The sequence below is a fragment of the Blastococcus haudaquaticus genome (assembly GCF_900230285.1).
GTDB classification, from domain to species: domain Bacteria; phylum Actinomycetota; class Actinomycetes; order Mycobacteriales; family Geodermatophilaceae; genus Blastococcus_B; species Blastococcus_B haudaquaticus.
Window position 1 is genome coordinate 348186 of the sequence record NZ_OCNK01000002.1, and the last position, 17730, is coordinate 365915.

Below are 17730 nucleotides of genomic sequence, written 5' to 3' on the forward strand. Positions count from 1 at the left end.
GACGATCTCACCAGCTGCCGCCTCCGCCGCCTCCCGCGGCACCACCGACGGACGCCGACCCGGCACTCCCGGCCGCCACGGGCGGCGCCAGCGCGGGGTTGCTCGACGAGGAGAAGGCCAGCAGGGCGGGCCAGACCGGCATCCCCGCGGACGACGAGACGTACCAGTCGGGCCGTGGCGCCTGCGCCAGCCGCTCCGCCCAGTCCGCGGCCACCCCGAGCGCGACGGCGTACGGGAGGTACCGGACCCGCGCGTCGCCCCGCGCCGCCTCGGCGACGTCGTCGATGCGCCCGTGCCCGGCCGGCCACCGAGGGTCGTCCGAGGCGAGGTGGTCGCGGAACGCCCGCACCCGCTCGAGGACGGCGGTCCCCTCCTGCGTGCGTCGGGGCATCCTGCCGGCCAGGGCCAGCACGACCAGACCACCGACGACGACGCCGAGGCCGGCCAGCGCCCAGGTCGACGTCAGGGCCAGGACGACGGTCAGGGCGATGCCGGCCAGGAGCGCGACGGCCCCGATCGCGTACCAGCGGCGGCGCATCGCGGCGGGATCCTCTCGGAACCAGCCGAGCTGCACCACGTCGCGGTACAACTCGGCGCAGACGTCGGACTCGATGCCGGCGAACCGCTCCTGGAGTCCGGACAGCACGACCGCGTCGCCGTCGGCGAAGAACGCGTCCAGCAGCCGCTGCTCGTACGGGCGGAGCCCGTGCGGCGGAGCACCGCGCACCAGCCGCCAGTCCTCGGCGGCCCCCTCGTCGTCGGCGTCCGGCGGCAGCTCCTCGATCCGGAGGAAACCGCGGACGGCGAGGTCGAGCATGGTCGCGGTCACCTCGTGCCGCTGCGCGTGGCCGTCGAGGACGGTGCCGAGCTGCGCGGGGCGTGCGTCGTGCGGCGGGGTCAGCTGCGGAGCGACGGGACCGGAGGCGCGGGCCCGGGCGCGCCGGGCCCGGAGCACCGGGGGGCCGGCCACGGCGAGGAGGCCCGCGAGACCGAGCGCGATGGCCGCCGGTGCGGGGCTGAACGCGAGGGCGGGGCTGAACGTGTCCTCGTAGACCGGCCGGGCGTCGGGGAAGGTGCCCGACGGGTAGCGGGCGCTGACGGTCACGCCCTCGCCCGCCGCGAGGCCGTCGGCGCTCGCGGTCACTTCCCCGCGGGCGTCGACCTCCGCCGCGCACGGGGTCCGCTCGCCCTCCTCGCCGGTGACGCAGTCGCCGCTGATCGCGTCGGCCGGACCGGTCAGGCGGACGGTCACCTCGTCGATCGGCACCTCCCAGCCGGTGCCGACGGCGTTCCACGCGAGCCGGTCGACCTCCTCCCCCGGGTCGGCGACGCCGGCCAGCCGGTACGTGAGCACGTAGGTGTGCCGGCCCTCGATCTCCTCGTCCGGATCGCCGACGCGGATGGTCAGGGCGCCGTCCTCGGACGTCACCTCGATCTCCTCGGGCGCGGCGGTGGGGCTGTCGACGGCGATGTCGCCGACCGGGTACCGCCGGTCCCGCGTCTGCTCGAACGGCGCCCGGTCCGGCAGGACCCGGACGATGCCGTGGCGCTCCTCGCCGGCGAAGTCGTAGTCGATCGTCTCCTCGACGAGCAGCGACCCGTCGGCCGCCGCCTCGATGGCGATGTCGTAGGAGCGGATGCCCTCGGACGGCCCGTCACCGGTGCACCCGGCCAGGGCGAGGAGCGGCAGGCCGGCCGCCAGCAGCCGGCCGGCCGTCGTCGAGGTCCGCGGGGTCGTCTCGGCGCTCACCTGCCGGACGCTAGCGCCGGACGGCCGGGGCCATCGAGCAGACTGGCCGCATGCTCCCCCGTTCCTGCCCGTGCGGATCGGGATCGCCGTACGCCGGGTGCTGCGGCCGACTGCACGACGGCACCGTCTCCGCGGCGACGGCCGAGCAGCTCATGCGCTCGCGGTACAGCGCGTTCGCCGTCGGGGATCCCGCCTACCTGCTCGCCACGTGGCACTCCACGACCCGGCCGGCTGCCCTCGAGCTCGACCGGGACGTGCGCTGGACCGGCCTCGACGTGCTGGACACGACCGGGGGGAGCCTGCTGAGCGGCACGGGCACGGTCGAGTTCCGGGCGCACTACCTGGTCGGCCGGCGGCCCGGCACGCAGCACGAGCACAGCCGATTCGTCCGCGAGGACGGGCAGTGGCGGTACCTGGACGGCCTCTCGCCGGCGTGACCGCGCGCCGGATTCCCCCCGAGGGGTGACCGGATGCACGACGGCGGATCGGGCCCGCGACCAGGCCATATCGACCCCCGGACGGCCGGAAACATGGCGCAGATCACCGGGTGGAGATTCCTCACACCCCGCGGACTGCATGCAACCACCGGTTTCGTCCGACGATCAGGAGGACGGCGCACAGCGCCACTCCCTGATCGGCCCGAGAGGCAGACGTGACTTCCGACAGCGGCGTAGTAGCCAACGTGCCCGACAGCGCGAACCCGGACGTGGTTCTCGTGGGCGGCGGCATCATGAGCGCCACGTTGGCGGCCCTCATCAAGGTCGTCGCGCCGCAGTGGAGCGTCACCGTCTTCGAGTCCGCCGCCGAGGTCGCAGGTGAGTCGTCCGGCCCGTGGAACAACGCCGGCACCGGCCACTCGGCCCTGTGCGAGCTGAACTACACGCCGGCCGGCCCGGACGGACGCGTCGACCCGGCGAAGGCCGTCACGATCAACGAGCAGTTCCAGGTCTCCCGCCAGTTCTGGTCCTACCTGGTGCGCGGCGGCATGACCGGCTCGCCGAAGGACTTCATCACCCCCGTCCCGCACCTCGGCTTCGTCACCGGCGAGGCCGGCCGCAGCTACATGCGGGCCCGCCACGAGGCGCTGGCCGCGCAGCCGCTGTTCGAGGGTCTCGAGTACACCGAGGACGCCGCCGAGCTCGCCCGGTGGATCCCGCTGATGATGGCCGGCCGCGATCCGGAGCAGGTGGTCGCCGCCACCCGCTCGGTCGCCGGCACCGACGTCAACTTCGGTTCGCTCACCCGCCTGCTGCTCGAGGACGCCGCGGGCCAGGGCGTCGCGGTGCACTGCAACCAGCGGGTCCAGGACCTCGACAAGGAGTCCGACGGCCGCTGGAAGGTGACCGTCGAGGACACCCGCACCGGTGAGCGCCGGACGCTGCGCACCCGCTTCGTCTTCGTCGGTGCCGGGGGCGGCGCCCTGCCGCTGCTGCAGAAGGCAGGCATCCCGGAGATCCGCGGCTTCGGCGGGTTCCCGGTCAGCGGCCAGTTCCTCCGCACCACGTCGCCCGAGCTCGTGGGCACCCACCAGGCCAAGGTCTACGGCCAGGCCGCCGTCGGTGCGCCGCCGATGTCGGTGCCGCACCTGGACCTGCGCCTCATCGACGGCGACCACTCGCTGCTCTTCGGCCCCTACGCCGGCTTCTCCCCCAAGTTCCTCAAGGCAGGGAAGCTCTGGGACCTGCCCGCCAGCGTCCGCCCGCACAACCTCGGCTCCATGCTCGGCGTCGCCCGCACCAACGTCCCCCTCACGACCTACCTCGTGAAGGAGCTCCTGCAGTCCCGGTCGGCACGGCACGGCACGCTCACCGACTTCGTGCCCCTCGCCGAGCAGGCGGACTGGGACATGATCACCGCCGGCCAGCGGGTGCAGGTCATCAAGCGCGACCCGGCCACCGGCCGCGGCGTCCTCCAGTTCGGCACCGAGCTCGTGGTCGGGGGCGACGGCTCCATCGCCGGCCTCCTGGGCGCCTCCCCGGGAGCGTCGACGGCGGTCTCGGCCATGCTCACGCTGCTGGAGCAGTGCTTCCCCGACCGCATCCCGGCCTGGCGGCCGGCCCTGCAGGAGGCCATCCCGTCCTACGGGCACCGGCTGTCCGAGGAGCCCGCGCTCCTGGCCCAGGTGCGCTCGGAGACGATGCAGGTGCTCGAGCTCAACGGCTGAGCGCCGCTCGACGGACGAGCGCCGGCGCCCGCCGGGTCAGTCCTCCCGGCCGGCCGCCGCGCGCAGCAGCTCGGCGACCTCCGAGGTCCCGGCATGGGCCCCGGCCGTCAGGAACGACTGCTGGATGACCTCGTCCAGCCCCTCGCGCGACATCATGTCGGTACCCATCGCCTCCTGCTCCGCAGGACCCGGCGTGAAGACGACGGTGCGCACCCCTTCGGCCTCCAGCGCCCGCACCTCGCGCCGCAGCAAGCGGTCGGAGTAGCGGCGGACGGAGGGGAAGACCCCGGGCCGCCACCCGGCCGGGCCGCTCATCGGCGCGATGACGATGGCGACGTCCAGCTGCTGACCGCGCAGGACGGCGGCGTTGGTCGACGAGTGCACGCCGCCGTCGAGGTAACTCTGCCCGCCGATCTCCACCGGCGCGAAGTAGCCCGGCACCGCGCAGGAGGCCCCGATCGCCAGGTGGATGGGCGCCTCCGGGGCACCGGGCCGGCCGAACACCACCCGCCGTCCGTCCCGGCGGCGCACGGCGCAGATCCAGAGGTCCGGTTCCGGCCACCCGGGGCGCTCGAGCTCCCGCAACGCGGCCAGCTGCTCCAGGATGTCGTGCCGCCCCGCCGGCATGAGCGCCATCCCCGCCGCCATGGGCCGGAACTGCAGGGGACGGGTCAGCGCCCGCCGCACCATGTCAGGGCCGGGCAGGCGCAGCGGGCGGCGCAGCAGCTCCATCGGGCGGAACGGGGCCAGTTCCGGCAGGGGCGCCGCTGCCATCTGCCGGAGCACCACGTCGTCCCCGGACAGCGGCGCCTTGACCGTCCAGGCGGCGAGGTCCTCCGCGGACACACCCAGACGTAGGAGCGTGCCGGTGATGGAGCCGGCCGACGTCCCCACGACGACGTCCGCACGGCGGGCGTCGAAGCCGAAATCGTTCTGCAGCACCGCCAGGACGCCGGAGTGGTACGCCTGCCCGACGACGCCGCCCCCGCCCAGCACCAGACCCACGCGTGTCACGCGTCGAGCCTGCCACGGGGCCTCCACCTGGGCAGACCGGATGGGACCTGGGCAGACCGGACGGCGACGTCGCCGGATCAGCCCTTCCGCGGCCGTGCCCGGGCCGGCCGCGGGACCGGCCAGTCGAGGGTCCACTCCTCACCCGGCCGGAGGTCGGCCCAGCGACGTCCCGCCGCCCGGAGCTCCGCCGCGGCGGCCTCCAGGCGCGCCGGCGCGAACCCCGATGCCGCCGCCTCGCCCCGGACCACCGGCGCCCCGCGCGCGAGGCGGGACACCAGGTCGGCCAGGCCCTCCGCCTGCATGACCACCTCGGACCGCTCCCTCTTCAGCCGGGCGGACCGCTCGGCGGCGTGCGGGGGCTGACGCCCGGAGACGTGGCGCATGCTCTTCCACACCACGCCGTCGGCGACGGATCCCCAGATCCCGTCGACGACGGCGAGCTCGGTCTCGACGAGCGCGTGGACCAGGTCGTGCGGCAGGTCCCGGCCGCCGCCGGCGCCGCGCATGGCGAAGACGACGCCGTCGTCCCGCTCCACGCGCGTCTCCACGGGACGACGGTCGGCCATCCGGGTGAAGGTCAGTCGCACCGCTCCAGCGTCGGGCCCGGGTCAACCGATTTCGCTCAGACGGGCTCGACGTCCAGCCGTCCGGTCGACCGCTCCGCCGTGCCGACGACTAGGACCGCGACGAGCAGCGCGGCCAGCGCACCGACGACCACGACGGCGGGCAGCTCGAGGGCGACGTCGAGCGCGGCGACCGCCCCGGCGGCCAGGGGCCACCACCAGCCCCGGCGCGCGCCGCGGGACATCCCGCCGTCCGTGAGCGCCATGGAGAACAGGTAGACGGCCACCCCGCCGGCCAGCAGGAGCCGGGTCCCGACGGGCACCTCGCCCTCGCCGCTCTGGACGACGGCCAGCTCGACCCCCGCGCCGACGGTGGCCAGCGCCAGCGTGAGCGGGAGCTGGCCGAACACGTAGACGTCGTGCGTGCGGTCGCTGTGCTCGCCGCCGACCTCGTTCAGCAACTGCTTGGCGCGGGCGCCGGCGAGGTCGAAGTAGCTCCACCACAGCGCGGCAGCCAGGACGAAGGACAGCAGCGCGACCGGGACCGCCGACGACGACCACTTCGCGTCGTACAGGCCGTGGGCGATGCCCGCGACGGACTCACCCAGCACCAGGATCACGAACAGGGCGAAGCGCTCGGGCAGGTGCTCGACGTGCAGCGGGACGTCGGTGGAGTGCCGGGTGGCGATCAGCGGCACCAGCGCCTCCACCAGCACGGCAGCCGCCCAGAGCCCGAAGCCCACGGGCCGGGGCACGAACAGGGAGACGGTCCAGAGCGCCGCGCCCACGCCGGTGCCGAGCAGGTACAGCCGGGCGATCGGTCGCGCGTGCTCGATGTGCCGGTAGGCCCGCCGGTACTGCAGGAGGAGCGACGCGCGGAGCAGGAGCTGGCAGCCGACGAACACGCCGAACCGCTCGCCGGTCGCCTCCGTCGCCGAGGCGGCCAGGCCGATGACCGCCGCCATGCTGGTGAGCTTGAGGAGGCGGTAGACGACGTCGTCGTGGTCGAACCGGTTGGCATAGAGGGTGGAGCTCACCCACGACCACCAGACCAGGGTGAACATCCCGGCGAACAGCAGCTCGCCCCGGATCGTCACCTCCTCGCGGAGGGCGACCGCCAGCTCGGCGACGACCAGCACGAACGCCAGGTCGAAGAACAGCTCCAGCCGCGAGGCGGAGCGCGCCTCGTCGGTGTTGAGCTCCGGTGGCCGGACGAGACCCCGCAGCGTTTCCCGCACGCGACCTGCCGACGATCGGTCCGCCATGTCGCCTCCGCGCTCAGTGGCTGGTGGTGCCGCGCCTGCTGACCAGACGGGGGGCGACGATCCGCTCGGCGACGATGCCGGTCACGACCGAGTAGATCGCCTTGTGCAGGACGTCGACGACGAGCTCCTGCCGTGGCCACGTCGCCGGCGGCGCTCCGACTCCGGTGACGTTCTCGAGCGTCTGGTCGGTGGCCAGCCGGACGACGGTGTGCGCGAACTGGGCCTGGGGTCCCCGGAGCCCGACCGCCGCCCAGATCCCGCGCAGTGCCCCGAGCGCTGCGCCGGTGCCCCAGTGCATGGCGTGGTTCCACACGACGGGCCGGTCGCCGTCGGACGGGTGCCGGCCGAGCAGGGTCAGCAGGGTCCGGGCAGGGACGTAGGAGTCGGGGCGGTGGGTGATGGTCTGCTCGACCTTCTCGACCGCCGTCATGACCGCCACTCCGGCGACGCCCGCCAGGACGCCACGCCCCGCCGCCGGCAGCAGCGCTCGGGCCCGGGTTCTTCGCTCGTCGACGTCCACGCCATCCCTCTCGTCGGCTGGGCTGCTCATGCCCCGTCGTCGGGCGGGTACACCCGGCGGCTCCTCCCGGTAGCTTCGCGACATGGCTGTCGATCCCCGCGGTGCCGACCTCAAGCGCTACCTGCACGAGGACCCCGGCGGCCCGGTCGTGATGCTGAACCTGCTGCGCTATGCCGAAGGCGGCCGTGAGCTGTACGCGCGGTACGCCGAGGCCCTGAGCACGACATTCCTGCCGCGCTACGGCGCCGAGGTGCTCTACGCCGGCGACGGCTCCACCGCCCTCGTCGCCGACGACGGCCAGGCGTGGGACGCCGTGCTCCTCGTGCGCTATCCGTCGCGCGAGTCGTTCAGCCGCATGGTGGCCGACCCCGAGTACCAGCAGGTCACCGAGCTTCGGACGCGCGCACTGACCGCAGCGGTCCTGCAGGCCACCAGGGCCTGGTGAGAGCTACAGGCTGACCGCGACGGTCGCCGCCAGCTCCCGGCACGCCTCCAGATCCGCGGGTGTCGGCGGGCCGGTGAGGCTGAGCGGAGCGGCGACCTGCTTCCAGCGCAGCGCGCCGGTGATCCGCTGGATCGCCGTCAGTGCGCCGGCGGTGTCGTCCCCGCCGTGCACGTACACGCCGTACGGCAGGCCGACCGTCGCGTCGAGGCACGGGTAGTAGACGGTGTCGAAGAAGTGCTTGAGCGCGCCCGACATGTAGCCGATGTTGGCCGGCGTCCCGAGCAGCACACCGTCGGCGTCGAGCAGGTCGGCCGCTCCGGCCGAGAGCGCCGGCCGCACCACCAGGTCGATCCCGTCCACCATGGCCGCGCCCTCCCGGACCGCCTCCAGGACCGCCTGCAGGTTGGGCGACGGGGTGTGGTGGACGACGAGGAGGCGAGGCACGGGAGGCATTCTGTCCCGGCGATGTTCTTCGAACACCCGCGATGTTCGGACGCACACGGTAGATGTACGTTGGCGGCATGGACAGCGCGACGCGGCAGGCGGAGATCGTCGGCCGTCTCCGGAGGGACGGGCGCGTCGACGTGGCCGTCCTGGCCGGCTCGCTCGGGACGTCGGAGATGACCATCCGCCGCGACCTCGACGTGCTCGCCGACGGTGGCGTGCTGCGGCGGGTGCGGGGTGGCGCGGTCAGCTTGATGAAGCGCGGCGAGGAACTGCCCTTCGCGCTGCGGGAGGGAGAGGGCTCTGCCACGAAGCGGCGCATGGCGGCCGTCGTCGCCGGCCTCCTCGAGGACGGGGAGGCGGTCGTCGTGGACAGCGGCACGACGGGTCTCGCCGTCGCCCACGCGATCGCCGGTCGCCGGCTGACCGTCATGCCGCTGTCGCTGCACGAGCTGCCGCCCCTGGCCGCCGACCCCGCGACGACCCTGCTGGTGCCGGGCGGGACCGCCCGGTTCGGGGAGGGCTCCCTCGTCGGCCCGATGACCGAGGCCGCCCTGCGTGCGATGCGGTTCGACACCGTGGTCCTCACGTGCTGCGGCTTCTCCGCCCTCGACGGGGTCATGGCGCACGACGTGCAGGAGGCCGCGGTGAAGCGCGCGGCGGTGGAGTCGTCCACCCGCGTGGTCCTCGTCGCCGAGGCCGCCAAGTTCGCTCGCTCCGCCCTGGTCGTGGCCTGCCCCACCACCTCGATCGACGTCGTCGTGACCGACGCCGGAGCACCCGACGCCGCCGTCGAGCAGCTCACCGCCGCGGGGATCGACGTCATCCGCGCCTGACCCCACCCCGTACCTCGTCCGACCACCACCACCGACAGGACCTCGGCATGTCGTCCGACCTCGCCCCCGCCCCCGGCCGGCTGCGCTCCGCCCGGATCGCGGTGGCCGCCTGCTTCTTCCTCAACGCGGTCTTCTACGCGAACCTGGTCCCCCGCCTGCCGGAGATCAAGGCGGACCTGGGCCTGAGCAACGCCTCGCTCGGTGCCGCGCTGGCCGCGCTGCCGCTCGGCGCGCTCCTGGCCGCGCTCTCCTCCGCTCCCCTGATCCGACGCTTCACCTCCGCCCGCGTGGCGTCGTTCGGCCTCGTCGCACTGGGCCTGGCGCTCTGGGCGGTGGCCGTGGCGCCGAACTGGCCGGCGCTGGCCGCGGCCCTCTTCGTCGCCGGCGCCCTCGACGCGGTCATCGACGTCGCGCAGAACGCGCACGGCCTGCGGGTCCAGCGGCTCTACGGCCGGTCGATCCTCAACGGTCTGCACGGCCTCTGGAGCATCGGTGCGGTGAGCGGCGGGCTGCTCGGCTCGGCGGCGGCCGGGCTGGAGGTCCCGCTGGTGGTGCACCTGGGAGCGTCGGCGGTCCTGTTCGGCGTCCTCGCGCTGGTGGCCTACCGCGCACTGCTCCCCGGGGACGACGACGCCGAGCGCGCACCCGAGGAGACCGGTACGGGTACCGGGTCCGTGGTCCGCCGGCCCGGCCGGCGGACCGTCGTCCTCGGCCTGACCGCGCTCGGCATCCTGGCGGCCTGCGGCGCGTTCGTCGAGGACGCCGGGGCCTCCTGGAGCGCCCTGTACCTGCGCACCGAACTGGACACGGGCGCCGCGGTGGCCGGCCTCGGCTTCGTCGCGCTCCAGGGCGCCATGACGCTCGGCCGGCTCACCGGCGACCGGGTGGTCGACCGGTTCGGCCAGCGGCTGGTCGTACAGGTCGGCGGGGCGCTGACCGCGCTCGGGATGGGTCTCGCGCTGGCGTTCCCCTCGGTGCCCACGACCCTCGCCGGCTTCGCACTGGCCGGCCTCGGCGTCGCGACGCTGGTCCCGGCGGTCTACCACGCCGCCGACGAGCTGCCCGGCCTCCGCCGCGGAACGGGTCTCGCAGTGATCAACTGGCTGCTGCGCATCGGCTTCCTGCTGTCGCCGCCGCTGATCGGTGTGCTGGCCGACGCCACCAGCCTGCGGGTGGCGCTGCTGGCCGTCGTGGTCGCGGGCCTGGGCGCCCTGCTGCTGGGCCCCGCCCTGCGCACCCGCGTGACGGCGCCCGTGTGAGAGTGGGCCCATGCACCTCGTGCTCGAGTACGCCCTGGCGGACGACTACCTGGAGCGCCGGGCCGCCCTGCGCGAGGATCACCTCGCCCTGATCCGGGCCGCCCACGCCCGCGGCGACCTGCTCCTCGCCGGCGCCCTGCCCGATCCCTACGACCGCGCCCTGCTGATCTGGACGGCGCCCCGGGAGACCGTCGAGGACTTCGTGGCGCGCGATCCGTACGTCGTCCAGGGGCTGGTCACCGGCTGGACGATCCGGCCCTGGAACGTCGTCACCGGCTGAGACCTCCTGACGCGCCGTCGGGGACGAGGACGGACCAGGCGGACGGCTGCACGTGCCACGTCCGCGCCGTCACGTCCGACTCGAGCTCCCCGTCGGCGTTGAGCGGGACCGGCGGCCCGGTGACGGTGACCTCGCGTCCGCGGGTCACCGAGACGTCGTCGCGCTCGACGTGGCGGCCGGTCAGCAGCGCGGTCGCGAACGCGGCGCGGGCGACCGGGCCGGTGGCCGTGCTCACGACGACCTCGGCCAGCCCGTCGTCGGGCAGCGCGTCCGGCGCCAGCGGCGCGCCGCCCCCGATGGTGCGTCCGGTGCACACGGCGACCATGAGGACGTCGGTCGTCCCGTCCGCCGTCCACGCCCCGGGACCGCCGCCGGCGACCCGCCCGTCGACCTCCACGCGCATCGGCCAGCCGCTGCTGGTCAGCCCGGCCACCGCGGCTCCGAGCGGGAAGGCCACCGTGCCCAGCCGCTCCTTGAACCGGACCGCCTCCGCGCCTGCCTCGGCGCCGACGCCCAGATGGACGGCATTGACCACCACGCCGCCCGCGTCGTCGCGCACCAGGTCCAGCGGACGCGCACGGCCGGTCAGGATCACGGCCGCCGCCTCGGCGGGATCCTCGGGCAGACCGAGGGTGCGGGCCAGGTCGTTCCCGGTGCCGCGCGGGATGATGCCGACGGGCTCGCCGGGATCGAGCGCGCCGGTCCGGACGAGGGCCTGCACGACCGCGTGCACCGATCCGTCGCCGCCGACGACCACGACCCGGCGTCCGTCGCGGGCCGCCAGGGCCTCGAGGAGTTCCGCCTCGTCCCCGGTGGCGGCCACCTCGACGTCGGCGCCGGCACGCAGCGCCGTCAGGGCGGTGTCCACCGCGTCGTCGTCCGTCGTGCCCGCCGCCCGGTTCACCACCACCAGTAACCCCTGCATGCCGCGAACCGTCTCATCCGGCGCCGGATGGGACCGGCATCGGGGGTGGGCGGCGAGCACGGGGACCATCCCTCGCCGCGCGTCGGGGCAGGCCTCGCCCGGCTAGAGCAGGTCGGCGAGCAGCGCCGCCGCGCGCCGGGCGCCGTCGGTCTCCACCGGGCGGTACGCGACCTCCCGGGTGACCTCCTTCGCGATCGCCTCGGCGAGTGCGTCGGCGTCCACGACGTCGTCGTAGGCCAGGCACCGGCCGGCCCCGTACCGGTCCAGGCGGTGCCGCACGTGGTGGTTCTGCTCGAAGTGGTTGCGCAGCGGCACGTAGACGAACGGCTTGCGCAGCGCTGTCAGCTCCATGCACGTCGTCAGCCCGCCCTGCACCACCGCGATGTCGCAGGCGGCCAGGTGCCGGTACAGCTCGGGCAGGTAGCCCACCACCCGTACGCCGGGCGTCCCCGGCAGGGACGCGGGGTCGATGCGCGGTCCCGTGACGACGAGGAACCGCAGCTCCGGGACCAGGTCGCGCACCCGCGGCACGGCGTCCAGCACGCGGCGCAGCAGCGGGCCACCCACGCCGGAGCCGCCCACCGTGACCAGGCAGAGCTTCTCGTCCCCGCCGACGCCGAGGTCCCACCGCAGCTCGTCGATGCCGGTGAGTTCCGACGGATCGAAGCCGGTGACGTAGCCGGCGAAGTCGAAGTTCTGCTCCGTCCATTCCCGGATCGGCGGCAGTCCGGGCCCGAGGTCGGCGTCCACGATGTCGCCCGGGCTGCCGACGAAGACGGAGCGGTCGCGGACCCGGCGGAAGCGGGCGCGCTGCGCGATCATCTCGGCGTTGTAGTCGGCGGTCAGGGCGGCCTCCGCCGCGCCGCCCTCCGGCATGGGCAGCCAGCCGACGAAGTCGGTCATCCAGGCGAACGCGAACCGCTTGAGCTCCGGGTTCTCGTGCAGGAAGTGGTCGACGTCCCACGCCTCGTCGCCGATCACGAGGTCGTAGTCGCCTCCGGCCACGACGTCGTCGAAGACCATGAAGTTGTTCACCAGGATCTCGTCCATCCGCCGGATCGCCTGGAACGCGTGCAGGTCGTGCTCGCCCGACTCGTGCTCGACGTGACCCGACTCGTTCGCCAGCTCGGCCGACGCCGGGTGGACGGCCTCCCCCCGGCCCTCGAGCACCCGCGTGACCGGGTGCTGGGCCAGCCAGTCGATCCGCAGGTCCGGGTGCCGCAGCCGCAACTCCTCGGCGACGGCGACGTCGCGCAGGGCGTGCCCCAGACCGATCGGCGAGGAGAGGTACAGCGCCCGCTTGGGGCGGGCCGGGGCCCGCGTCCACGTCGTCCGCCCCGGGCGCGGGACCACCCGGTCGACGAAGTCGGCGATCAGGTGGTTGACCTTCACCGGGTCGCGGGCGTGCGGTCCGTGGCCACTCCCCTCGAGCAGCACCAGCGACCCGCCGGTGAGGTCGGCCAGCTGCTTCCCGATCGCGTGCGGGCGGATCCGGTCGCGCGTGCCGTGCACGACCACGACCGGGCACCGGACCCGCCGGCAGAGCGGCTCCACCGGCACGCAGACGGCGCCGTCGCAGCCGATCCGCCCGGCGGTTGTGTCGACCAGCGTCTCCGCGGACACCTCGCGTCCCCAGCCGAGGCCGTCCTCGATCTGCTTCGTCGAGTGCGGCTCGCCGTACATCTGGTCGAAGAAGAACCGCAGGAAGGCGTCGTAGTCCTCCTCCAGCCAGAAGTGCCGGTTGTAGCGCTCCCACCCCTTGTACTCGTCCAGCCGCGCGTTCCACTCGTGCTTGGTCGTCTTCGACGGGGGCAGCGGGAAGCCGCAGGACGGCGCGAGGGCGAACAGCCCGAGCACCCGGTCCGGGTGCCCGGCGGCGACGTGCACCGACCAGGTTGCCCCGCAGGACAGCCCGACGAGGACCGCCCGCTCGGTGCCGGTCGCGTCCAGGACGGCGACGGCGTCCGCCGCGTACTGGTCGTCGGTGTACGCGGCCGCCCCGACCGGGCGGCCGGAGGCCCCGCTCCCCCGGCCGTCGAACGTGACCACCCGGTAGCGCCGGGCCAGGTAGCCGACCTGCGCCTTCCAGTGGCCGGAGTGCACGATCGACCAGGACGGCATGAGCAGCACGGTGGGGCTGTGGTCCTGGCCGAACACCTCGTAGGCCAGCCGGACGCCGTCCCGCTCGACCATGCCCTGGACGTCGGGGTCCCGTGCGCGGCTGGGTGCGTGCCCCACGCGCGCAGTCTGCCCCTCCCGCTGCCCGCCGGGAACGGTCACGGACGCACCTCGAGCACGTTGTTGAACGGGGTGTTCGCCGCCGGCCGGAACCGGCCGAACCCCGCGGCGGTGGCGACGTCGCGGATCCGGGCCGGGCCGGCCTGCGTGCCCAGCGCCAGCCCGACGTCCTGGGACAGCGACGCCGGCGTGCAGAGCAGTGTCGAGAAGCCGTAGTACGCCCGGCCGACCGGGTTGAGGTTGTCCTCCACGTGGTCGCCGGCCATCGGCTCGACGATCATCCAGGTGCCGTCGGCGGCGAGCGTCTCCTTGACGTGCCGGGCGGCGCCGACCGGGTCGCCCATGTCGTGCAGGCAGTCGAACATCGTCACCAGGTCGAAGCCGGCCCCCGAGTAGGCCGTGGCGGGCGCGACCTCGAACCGGACCCGGTCGCCGACCCCGGCCTGCTCGGCCCGCTGGCGGGCGATGGCGATCGACCCCTCGTGGTAGTCCGACCCGACGAACGTCGACCGCGGGAAGTGCCGGGCCATGAGGACGGTCGAGGCGCCGTGGCCGCACCCGACGTCGGCGACCGTCGCGCCGCGCTCCAGCTTGTCGACGACGCCGTCCAGCGCCGGCAGCCACTCACCGATCAGGTGGGCGTTGTACATCGTGCGGAAGAAGCGTTCGCAGCCCACGTGGACGTCGCCGTTGTGCGCGTGCCAGCCGATGCCGTCGCCGCTGCGGGCCGCGCCGATGACCGCGGCCGCGTCGCGGACGGTGCCGTGCGCGATCTGGAAGAAGCCGGGCAGGTAGGCGGGGCTGGTCTCGTCGGTGAGCGCCGCGGCCTGCTCCGCGGGCAGTGTGTAGCTGCGGGTCGCCGGGTCGTACTCGACGTAGGAGCCGGCGGCCTGGGCGGCCAGCCACTCCCGGGCGTAGTGCTCGTCGGTGCCCGTGCGCTCCGCCAGCTCCGGCGGGGTGACGGGGGCGCCGTCGGCCATCGTGCGGTAGTAGCCGAGCGCGTCGCCCATCACCACGAGGGCGGTGTTCAGCGAGGCCCCGACCTCGTCGACCGCGCGGACGACGAAGCCCATCAGCTTCTCGGGGTCGATCGGGCGGGTCGTCGGCGGTGCGGTGGGCAGTGCGGCGGCGGGCAGTTCGGTGGTGGTCATGACGTCTCCTCGGAGGGTCGGGCGGATGCCTCCGACCCTCGCGGGAACCGGCGCGCGATCGCATCAGGGCACCCCCCTGGGCGCTCCCTAGACTCGGCGGATGCTGGTCGGCCGCGACCGCGAGCGGCACCTCGTGGACGGGCTGCTGTCGGCGGCCCGCGTCGGGCAGAGCGGCGTGCTGGTGCTCGTGGGCGAGGTGGGCATCGGCAAGAGCACGCTGCTGGACGACGCCGCCGCCTCGGCGACCGGCATGCGCGTGCTCCGGGCGACCGGGACCGAGTCGGAGGCCGGGGTGCCGTTCGGGGGTCTCCTCCAGCTGCTGCGGCCGGCGCTGGTCCACCTCGACCGCATCCCGGCGCCGCAGGCCGACGCGCTGGCATCCGCGCTCGCGCTGCGCCCGGGCACCGGCGGCGACCGGTTCGCCGTCGGCGCGGCGACGCTGAGCCTGCTGAGCCGGTTCGCCGAGGACCAGCCGCTCGCCCTGGTGGTCGACGACGCCCACCTGCTCGACCTGCCGTCGGCGCAGGCGCTGGTGTTCGCCGCCCGCCGGCTCACCGCCGACCCGGTCGTCCTGCTCGCCGCCGTGCGCGCGGGCGAGCCGTCCCCGCTGCTGGAGGCCGGGCTGCCCGTCCTCCCGGTGAGCGGCCTCTCCCCCGCGGCCTCGGGTCAGCTGGTCTCCGCCCACGGCCGCCGGCGCGGGCGCCCGGATCCCGACCGGCTGCACGAGGCCACCGGCGGGAATCCGCTGGCGCTGCTCGAGCTGGCCGACGACGCCGTCACGGTCGGCGGCCTGCCGCCGGGCGCACCGGTGCCCGTCCCGGCCCGGCTCGCCCGGGCCTTCGCCGGGCGCGCCGACCGGCTGACGGCGCCGGCACGGACCGCGCTGCTCGTCGCGGCGGCCGCCGGGGACGACCTGGCGCTGATCGCCGAGGGCTGCCGCAGGCTGGACGTCGACGCCGCCGCGCTCGACGAGGCCGAGGATGCCGGGCTGCTCGCCGTCCGGGCCGGGCGCGTCGTCTTCCGCCACAACCTCGTCCGCTCCGCGATCTGGTCAGAGGCCGCACCCGGCGCCCGCCGGGCCGTCCACGTCGCGCTGGCCGCCGCCCTGCCCGCCGACGACGTGGACCGCCGCGCCTGGCACCTCGGCGAGGCGGCGCTCCGTCCGGACGAGGGCGTTGCGCGGATCCTCGCCGCCGCGGGGGCCCGGGCCCGCGACCGCAGCGCCTACGCGGTGGCGGCCACCGCCTTCGAGCGGGCGGCCGGCCTCAGCCCCGCCCCCACCGACGCCGTCGAGCGGCTTGTCGCGGCGGCCGAGTCCGCCTGGCGGGCGGGGCTGACCGACCGGGCGACCGGTCTGCTGGAGCGCGCGTCGCAGTTCCCGCAGCCGCCGGCACTGCGGGTAGGGGCCATGGGTCTCGGTGGCCGCATCGCGTCGCGCACCGGCTCGGTGGAGCGGGCGCGTGACGACCTGGTCACCGCGGCGGCGGAGAGCGCGGGAAGCGATCCGGACACCGCGGTCCTGCTGCTGGCCGATGCGATCCTCGCCTGCTTCGCCCTCGCCGACACCGCCACCACCACCCGCGCCGCCGCCCGGCTCGACGAGCTGGTCCCGCGCGCGCGGGGCGCGCCCGCGCGGTGGATCGGGTCGGTCGCCGGCGGGGTGGCCGGCGTCCTGACCGGGCACGGCGGCCCGGAGCGGATCCGTTCCGCTCTCGGGCTGCTGGGGACCGGCGGGCCGCTGGTCCGTGACCCACGGCTCGCCCCCTGGCTGGTGCTGGGGGTGCTGTTCCTGCGCGAGCGCGGCACCGGCCGCGACACCGTCGCCGCCGTCGTGGACGACGTCCGGCGGCGCAGCGATCTGGGCGGACTGCCCTTCCTGCTCTTCCTCGTCGCGCGAGACAACGCCACCGGTGACCGGTGGGACGTCGCCGAGGCCGACTACACCGAAGGCGTCCAGCTGGCTCGGGAGACGGGCTCCACCACCGACCTGACGGCCTGCCTGGCCGGCCTCGCCTGGCTGCAGGCGCGGCAGGGGCGCGAGGCCGCCTGCCGGACGACCGCCGCCGAGGTCCTGGAGGTGAGCGGTCCCCGGCGTCTCGCGCTGTTCCAGGTGTGGGCGCTGTCGGCGCTCGGCACCCTCGAGCTGGGTCTCGGCCGGCCGGAGGCGGCGCTCGGGCACCTCGAGCGGCTGGACGCCCTGCTCACCTCCCTCGCGCTCGTCGACGTCGACCTCTCCCCCGTGCCGGAGCTCGCCGAGGCGCTGGCGCACCTGGGCCGCGGCGACGAGGCACGCGACCTGGCCGGGCGGTACTCCGATGCGGCCGCGGAGAAGGGGCAGCCGTGGGCGCTGGCCCGGGCCGCCCGCACGCTCGGGCTCACCTGCGCGGACACCGACCTCGACCGCGAGTTCGGCCGCGCCCTCGGCCACCACGGCGACGCGCTGGACCCGTTCGAGGTGGCGCGCACCCGGCTGGCCTACGGCGCCCGCCTGCGCCGGGCCCGCCGCCGGGTGGAGGCGCGGACGCAGCTGCGGGCGGCCCTGGCGTCGTTCGACGAGCTCGGTGCCGCGCCCTGGGCGGAGCAGGCGGCCACCGAGCTGCGCGCGACCGGCGAGACCGCGCACCGTCGGCGCGACAGCAGCACGACCGACCTCACACCGCAGGAGCTGCGGATCGCCACGATGCTGGCGGAGGGCCGGACGACGCGGGAGACCGCTGCAGCTCTGTTCCTCAGCCCGAAGACCGTGGAGTACCACCTGCGCCACGTCTACCTCAAGCTCGGCGTGGCCTCCCGGGCGGAGCTGGCGACCCGGCTCGGGGCAGTGCCGGACTCATGAGCACCCCGGTGATCGGCACGCCGCGACGCCCCGTCCCCCG

Annotated in this window: 16 protein-coding genes; 7 read left to right on the forward strand and 9 right to left on the reverse strand. The window is 75.0% G+C overall.

What is annotated here, in order from left to right; all coding sequences use genetic code 11:
• Positions 1-7: 7 nt before the first annotated feature.
• Entirely contained in the window at positions 8-1750 is a 1743-nt protein-coding gene (locus CRP30_RS08295; RefSeq protein ID WP_159961620.1) for a DUF2207 domain-containing protein, read from the reverse strand.
• Positions 1751-1800: 50 nt separating this feature from the next.
• Here CRP30_RS08295 and CRP30_RS08300 point away from each other — a divergent pair, with 50 nt between their 5' ends.
• Together CRP30_RS08300 and mqo are read left to right on the forward strand one after the other, a co-directional pair.
• Positions 1801-2187 carry a YchJ family protein gene (locus CRP30_RS08300; protein ID WP_097183483.1) on the forward strand — a complete coding sequence of 129 codons (387 nt, stop codon included), beginning with the start codon at positions 1801-1803 and terminating at the stop codon, positions 2185-2187.
• A 245-nt stretch (positions 2188-2432) separates the two neighbouring features.
• On the forward strand, positions 2433-3914 hold the full coding sequence (gene mqo / locus CRP30_RS08305) for a malate dehydrogenase (quinone) (protein WP_235003268.1): 1482 nt from the start codon (positions 2433-2435) through the stop codon (positions 3912-3914).
• A gap of 36 nt (positions 3915-3950) precedes the next feature.
• On the opposite strand, the gene CRP30_RS08310 is transcribed toward mqo, so the two are convergent.
• The 4 genes from CRP30_RS08310 to CRP30_RS08325 all read right to left on the reverse strand — a co-directional run bounded on the left by CRP30_RS08310 (position 3951) and on the right by CRP30_RS08325 (position 7306).
• A complete protein-coding gene (locus CRP30_RS08310; protein ID WP_097183484.1) occupies positions 3951-4928 on the reverse strand; it encodes a patatin-like phospholipase family protein in 978 nt (325 codons plus the stop codon).
• Between the two features lie 77 nt (positions 4929-5005).
• Entirely contained in the window at positions 5006-5515 is a 510-nt protein-coding gene (locus CRP30_RS22475; RefSeq protein WP_159961625.1) for a hypothetical protein, read from the reverse strand.
• 35 nt (positions 5516-5550) lie between these two features.
• The gene (locus tag CRP30_RS08320) at positions 5551-6729 is read right to left on the reverse strand and encodes a low temperature requirement protein A (RefSeq protein WP_159961628.1); all 1179 of its coding nucleotides are present in this window, start codon (positions 6727-6729) and stop codon (positions 5551-5553) included.
• Positions 6730-6769: 40 nt separating this feature from the next.
• On the reverse strand, positions 6770-7306 hold the full coding sequence (locus CRP30_RS08325) for a hypothetical protein (protein WP_235003269.1): 537 nt from the start codon (positions 7304-7306) through the stop codon (positions 6770-6772).
• Positions 7307-7358: 52 nt separating this feature from the next.
• On the opposite strand from CRP30_RS08325, the gene CRP30_RS08330 reads away from it, so the two are divergent.
• A complete protein-coding gene (locus CRP30_RS08330; protein WP_097183487.1) occupies positions 7359-7721 on the forward strand; it encodes a DUF1330 domain-containing protein in 363 nt (120 codons plus the stop codon).
• Positions 7722-7724: 3 nt separating this feature from the next.
• Here the strand turns inward: CRP30_RS08330 and CRP30_RS08335 are convergent, their stop codons facing one another.
• Positions 7725-8165: a flavodoxin family protein gene (locus tag CRP30_RS08335; RefSeq protein ID WP_097183488.1), complete on the reverse strand. Its 441-nt coding sequence runs from the start codon at positions 8163-8165 to the stop codon at positions 7725-7727.
• Positions 8166-8242: 77 nt separating this feature from the next.
• Here CRP30_RS08335 and CRP30_RS08340 point away from each other — a divergent pair, with 77 nt between their 5' ends.
• The 3 genes from CRP30_RS08340 to CRP30_RS08350 are packed head-to-tail and all read left to right on the forward strand — an operon-like array spanning position 8243 to position 10540.
• Complete coding sequence (locus tag CRP30_RS08340) at positions 8243-9001, forward strand: DeoR/GlpR family DNA-binding transcription regulator (protein WP_097183489.1); 759 nt, start codon at positions 8243-8245, stop codon at positions 8999-9001.
• Positions 9002-9048: 47 nt separating this feature from the next.
• The gene (locus CRP30_RS08345) at positions 9049-10260 is read left to right on the forward strand and encodes an MFS transporter (protein WP_097183490.1); all 1212 of its coding nucleotides are present in this window, start codon (positions 9049-9051) and stop codon (positions 10258-10260) included.
• Positions 10261-10270: 10 nt separating this feature from the next.
• The gene (locus tag CRP30_RS08350; protein WP_097183491.1) at positions 10271-10540 is read left to right on the forward strand and encodes a YciI-like protein; all 270 of its coding nucleotides are present in this window, start codon (positions 10271-10273) and stop codon (positions 10538-10540) included.
• Here the strand turns inward: CRP30_RS08350 and CRP30_RS08355 are convergent.
• The 3 genes from CRP30_RS08355 to CRP30_RS08365 all read right to left on the reverse strand — a co-directional run bounded on the left by CRP30_RS08355 (position 10530) and on the right by CRP30_RS08365 (position 14854).
• A complete protein-coding gene (locus CRP30_RS08355; protein WP_097183492.1) occupies positions 10530-11465 on the reverse strand; it encodes a diacylglycerol/lipid kinase family protein in 936 nt (311 codons plus the stop codon). The genes CRP30_RS08350 and CRP30_RS08355 overlap by 11 nt on opposite strands.
• 102 nt (positions 11466-11567) lie before the next feature.
• On the reverse strand, positions 11568-13745 hold the full coding sequence (locus CRP30_RS08360) for an alpha/beta hydrolase (RefSeq protein WP_200814625.1): 2178 nt from the start codon (positions 13743-13745) through the stop codon (positions 11568-11570).
• A complete protein-coding gene (locus CRP30_RS08365; protein ID WP_097183493.1) occupies positions 13742-14854 on the reverse strand; it encodes a class I SAM-dependent methyltransferase in 1113 nt (370 codons plus the stop codon). Before CRP30_RS08365 ends, CRP30_RS08360 begins: the two co-directional genes overlap by 4 nt.
• 100 nt (positions 14855-14954) lie before the next feature.
• Between CRP30_RS08365 and CRP30_RS08370 the strand changes: the two genes are divergently transcribed.
• Positions 14955-17690, forward strand: coding sequence for an AAA family ATPase (locus tag CRP30_RS08370; protein ID WP_097183494.1), 2736 nt, complete (start codon positions 14955-14957; stop codon positions 17688-17690).
• Positions 17691-17730: the final 40 nt, after the last annotated feature.

What these genes read in the sequence shown, in the direction of transcription:
- CRP30_RS08300 (WP_097183483.1), top strand. Translation starts at nt 1,801, where the DNA reads ATGCTCCCCCGTTCCTGCCCGTGCGGATCGGGATCGCCGTACGCCGGG.
- CRP30_RS08325 (WP_235003269.1), bottom strand. Translation starts at nt 7,306, where the DNA reads ATGAGCAGCCCAGCCGACGAGAGGGATGGCGTGGACGTCGACGAGCGA.
- CRP30_RS08330 (WP_097183487.1), top strand. Translation starts at nt 7,359, where the DNA reads ATGGCTGTCGATCCCCGCGGTGCCGACCTCAAGCGCTACCTGCACGAG.
- CRP30_RS08340 (WP_097183489.1), top strand. Translation starts at nt 8,243, where the DNA reads ATGGACAGCGCGACGCGGCAGGCGGAGATCGTCGGCCGTCTCCGGAGG.
- CRP30_RS08345 (WP_097183490.1), top strand. Translation starts at nt 9,049, where the DNA reads ATGTCGTCCGACCTCGCCCCCGCCCCCGGCCGGCTGCGCTCCGCCCGG.
- CRP30_RS08350 (WP_097183491.1), top strand. Translation starts at nt 10,271, where the DNA reads ATGCACCTCGTGCTCGAGTACGCCCTGGCGGACGACTACCTGGAGCGC.
- CRP30_RS08355 (WP_097183492.1), bottom strand. Translation starts at nt 11,465, where the DNA reads ATGCAGGGGTTACTGGTGGTGGTGAACCGGGCGGCGGGCACGACGGAC.
- CRP30_RS08365 (WP_097183493.1), bottom strand. Translation starts at nt 14,854, where the DNA reads ATGACCACCACCGAACTGCCCGCCGCCGCACTGCCCACCGCACCGCCG.
- CRP30_RS08370 (WP_097183494.1), top strand. Translation starts at nt 14,955, where the DNA reads ATGCTGGTCGGCCGCGACCGCGAGCGGCACCTCGTGGACGGGCTGCTG.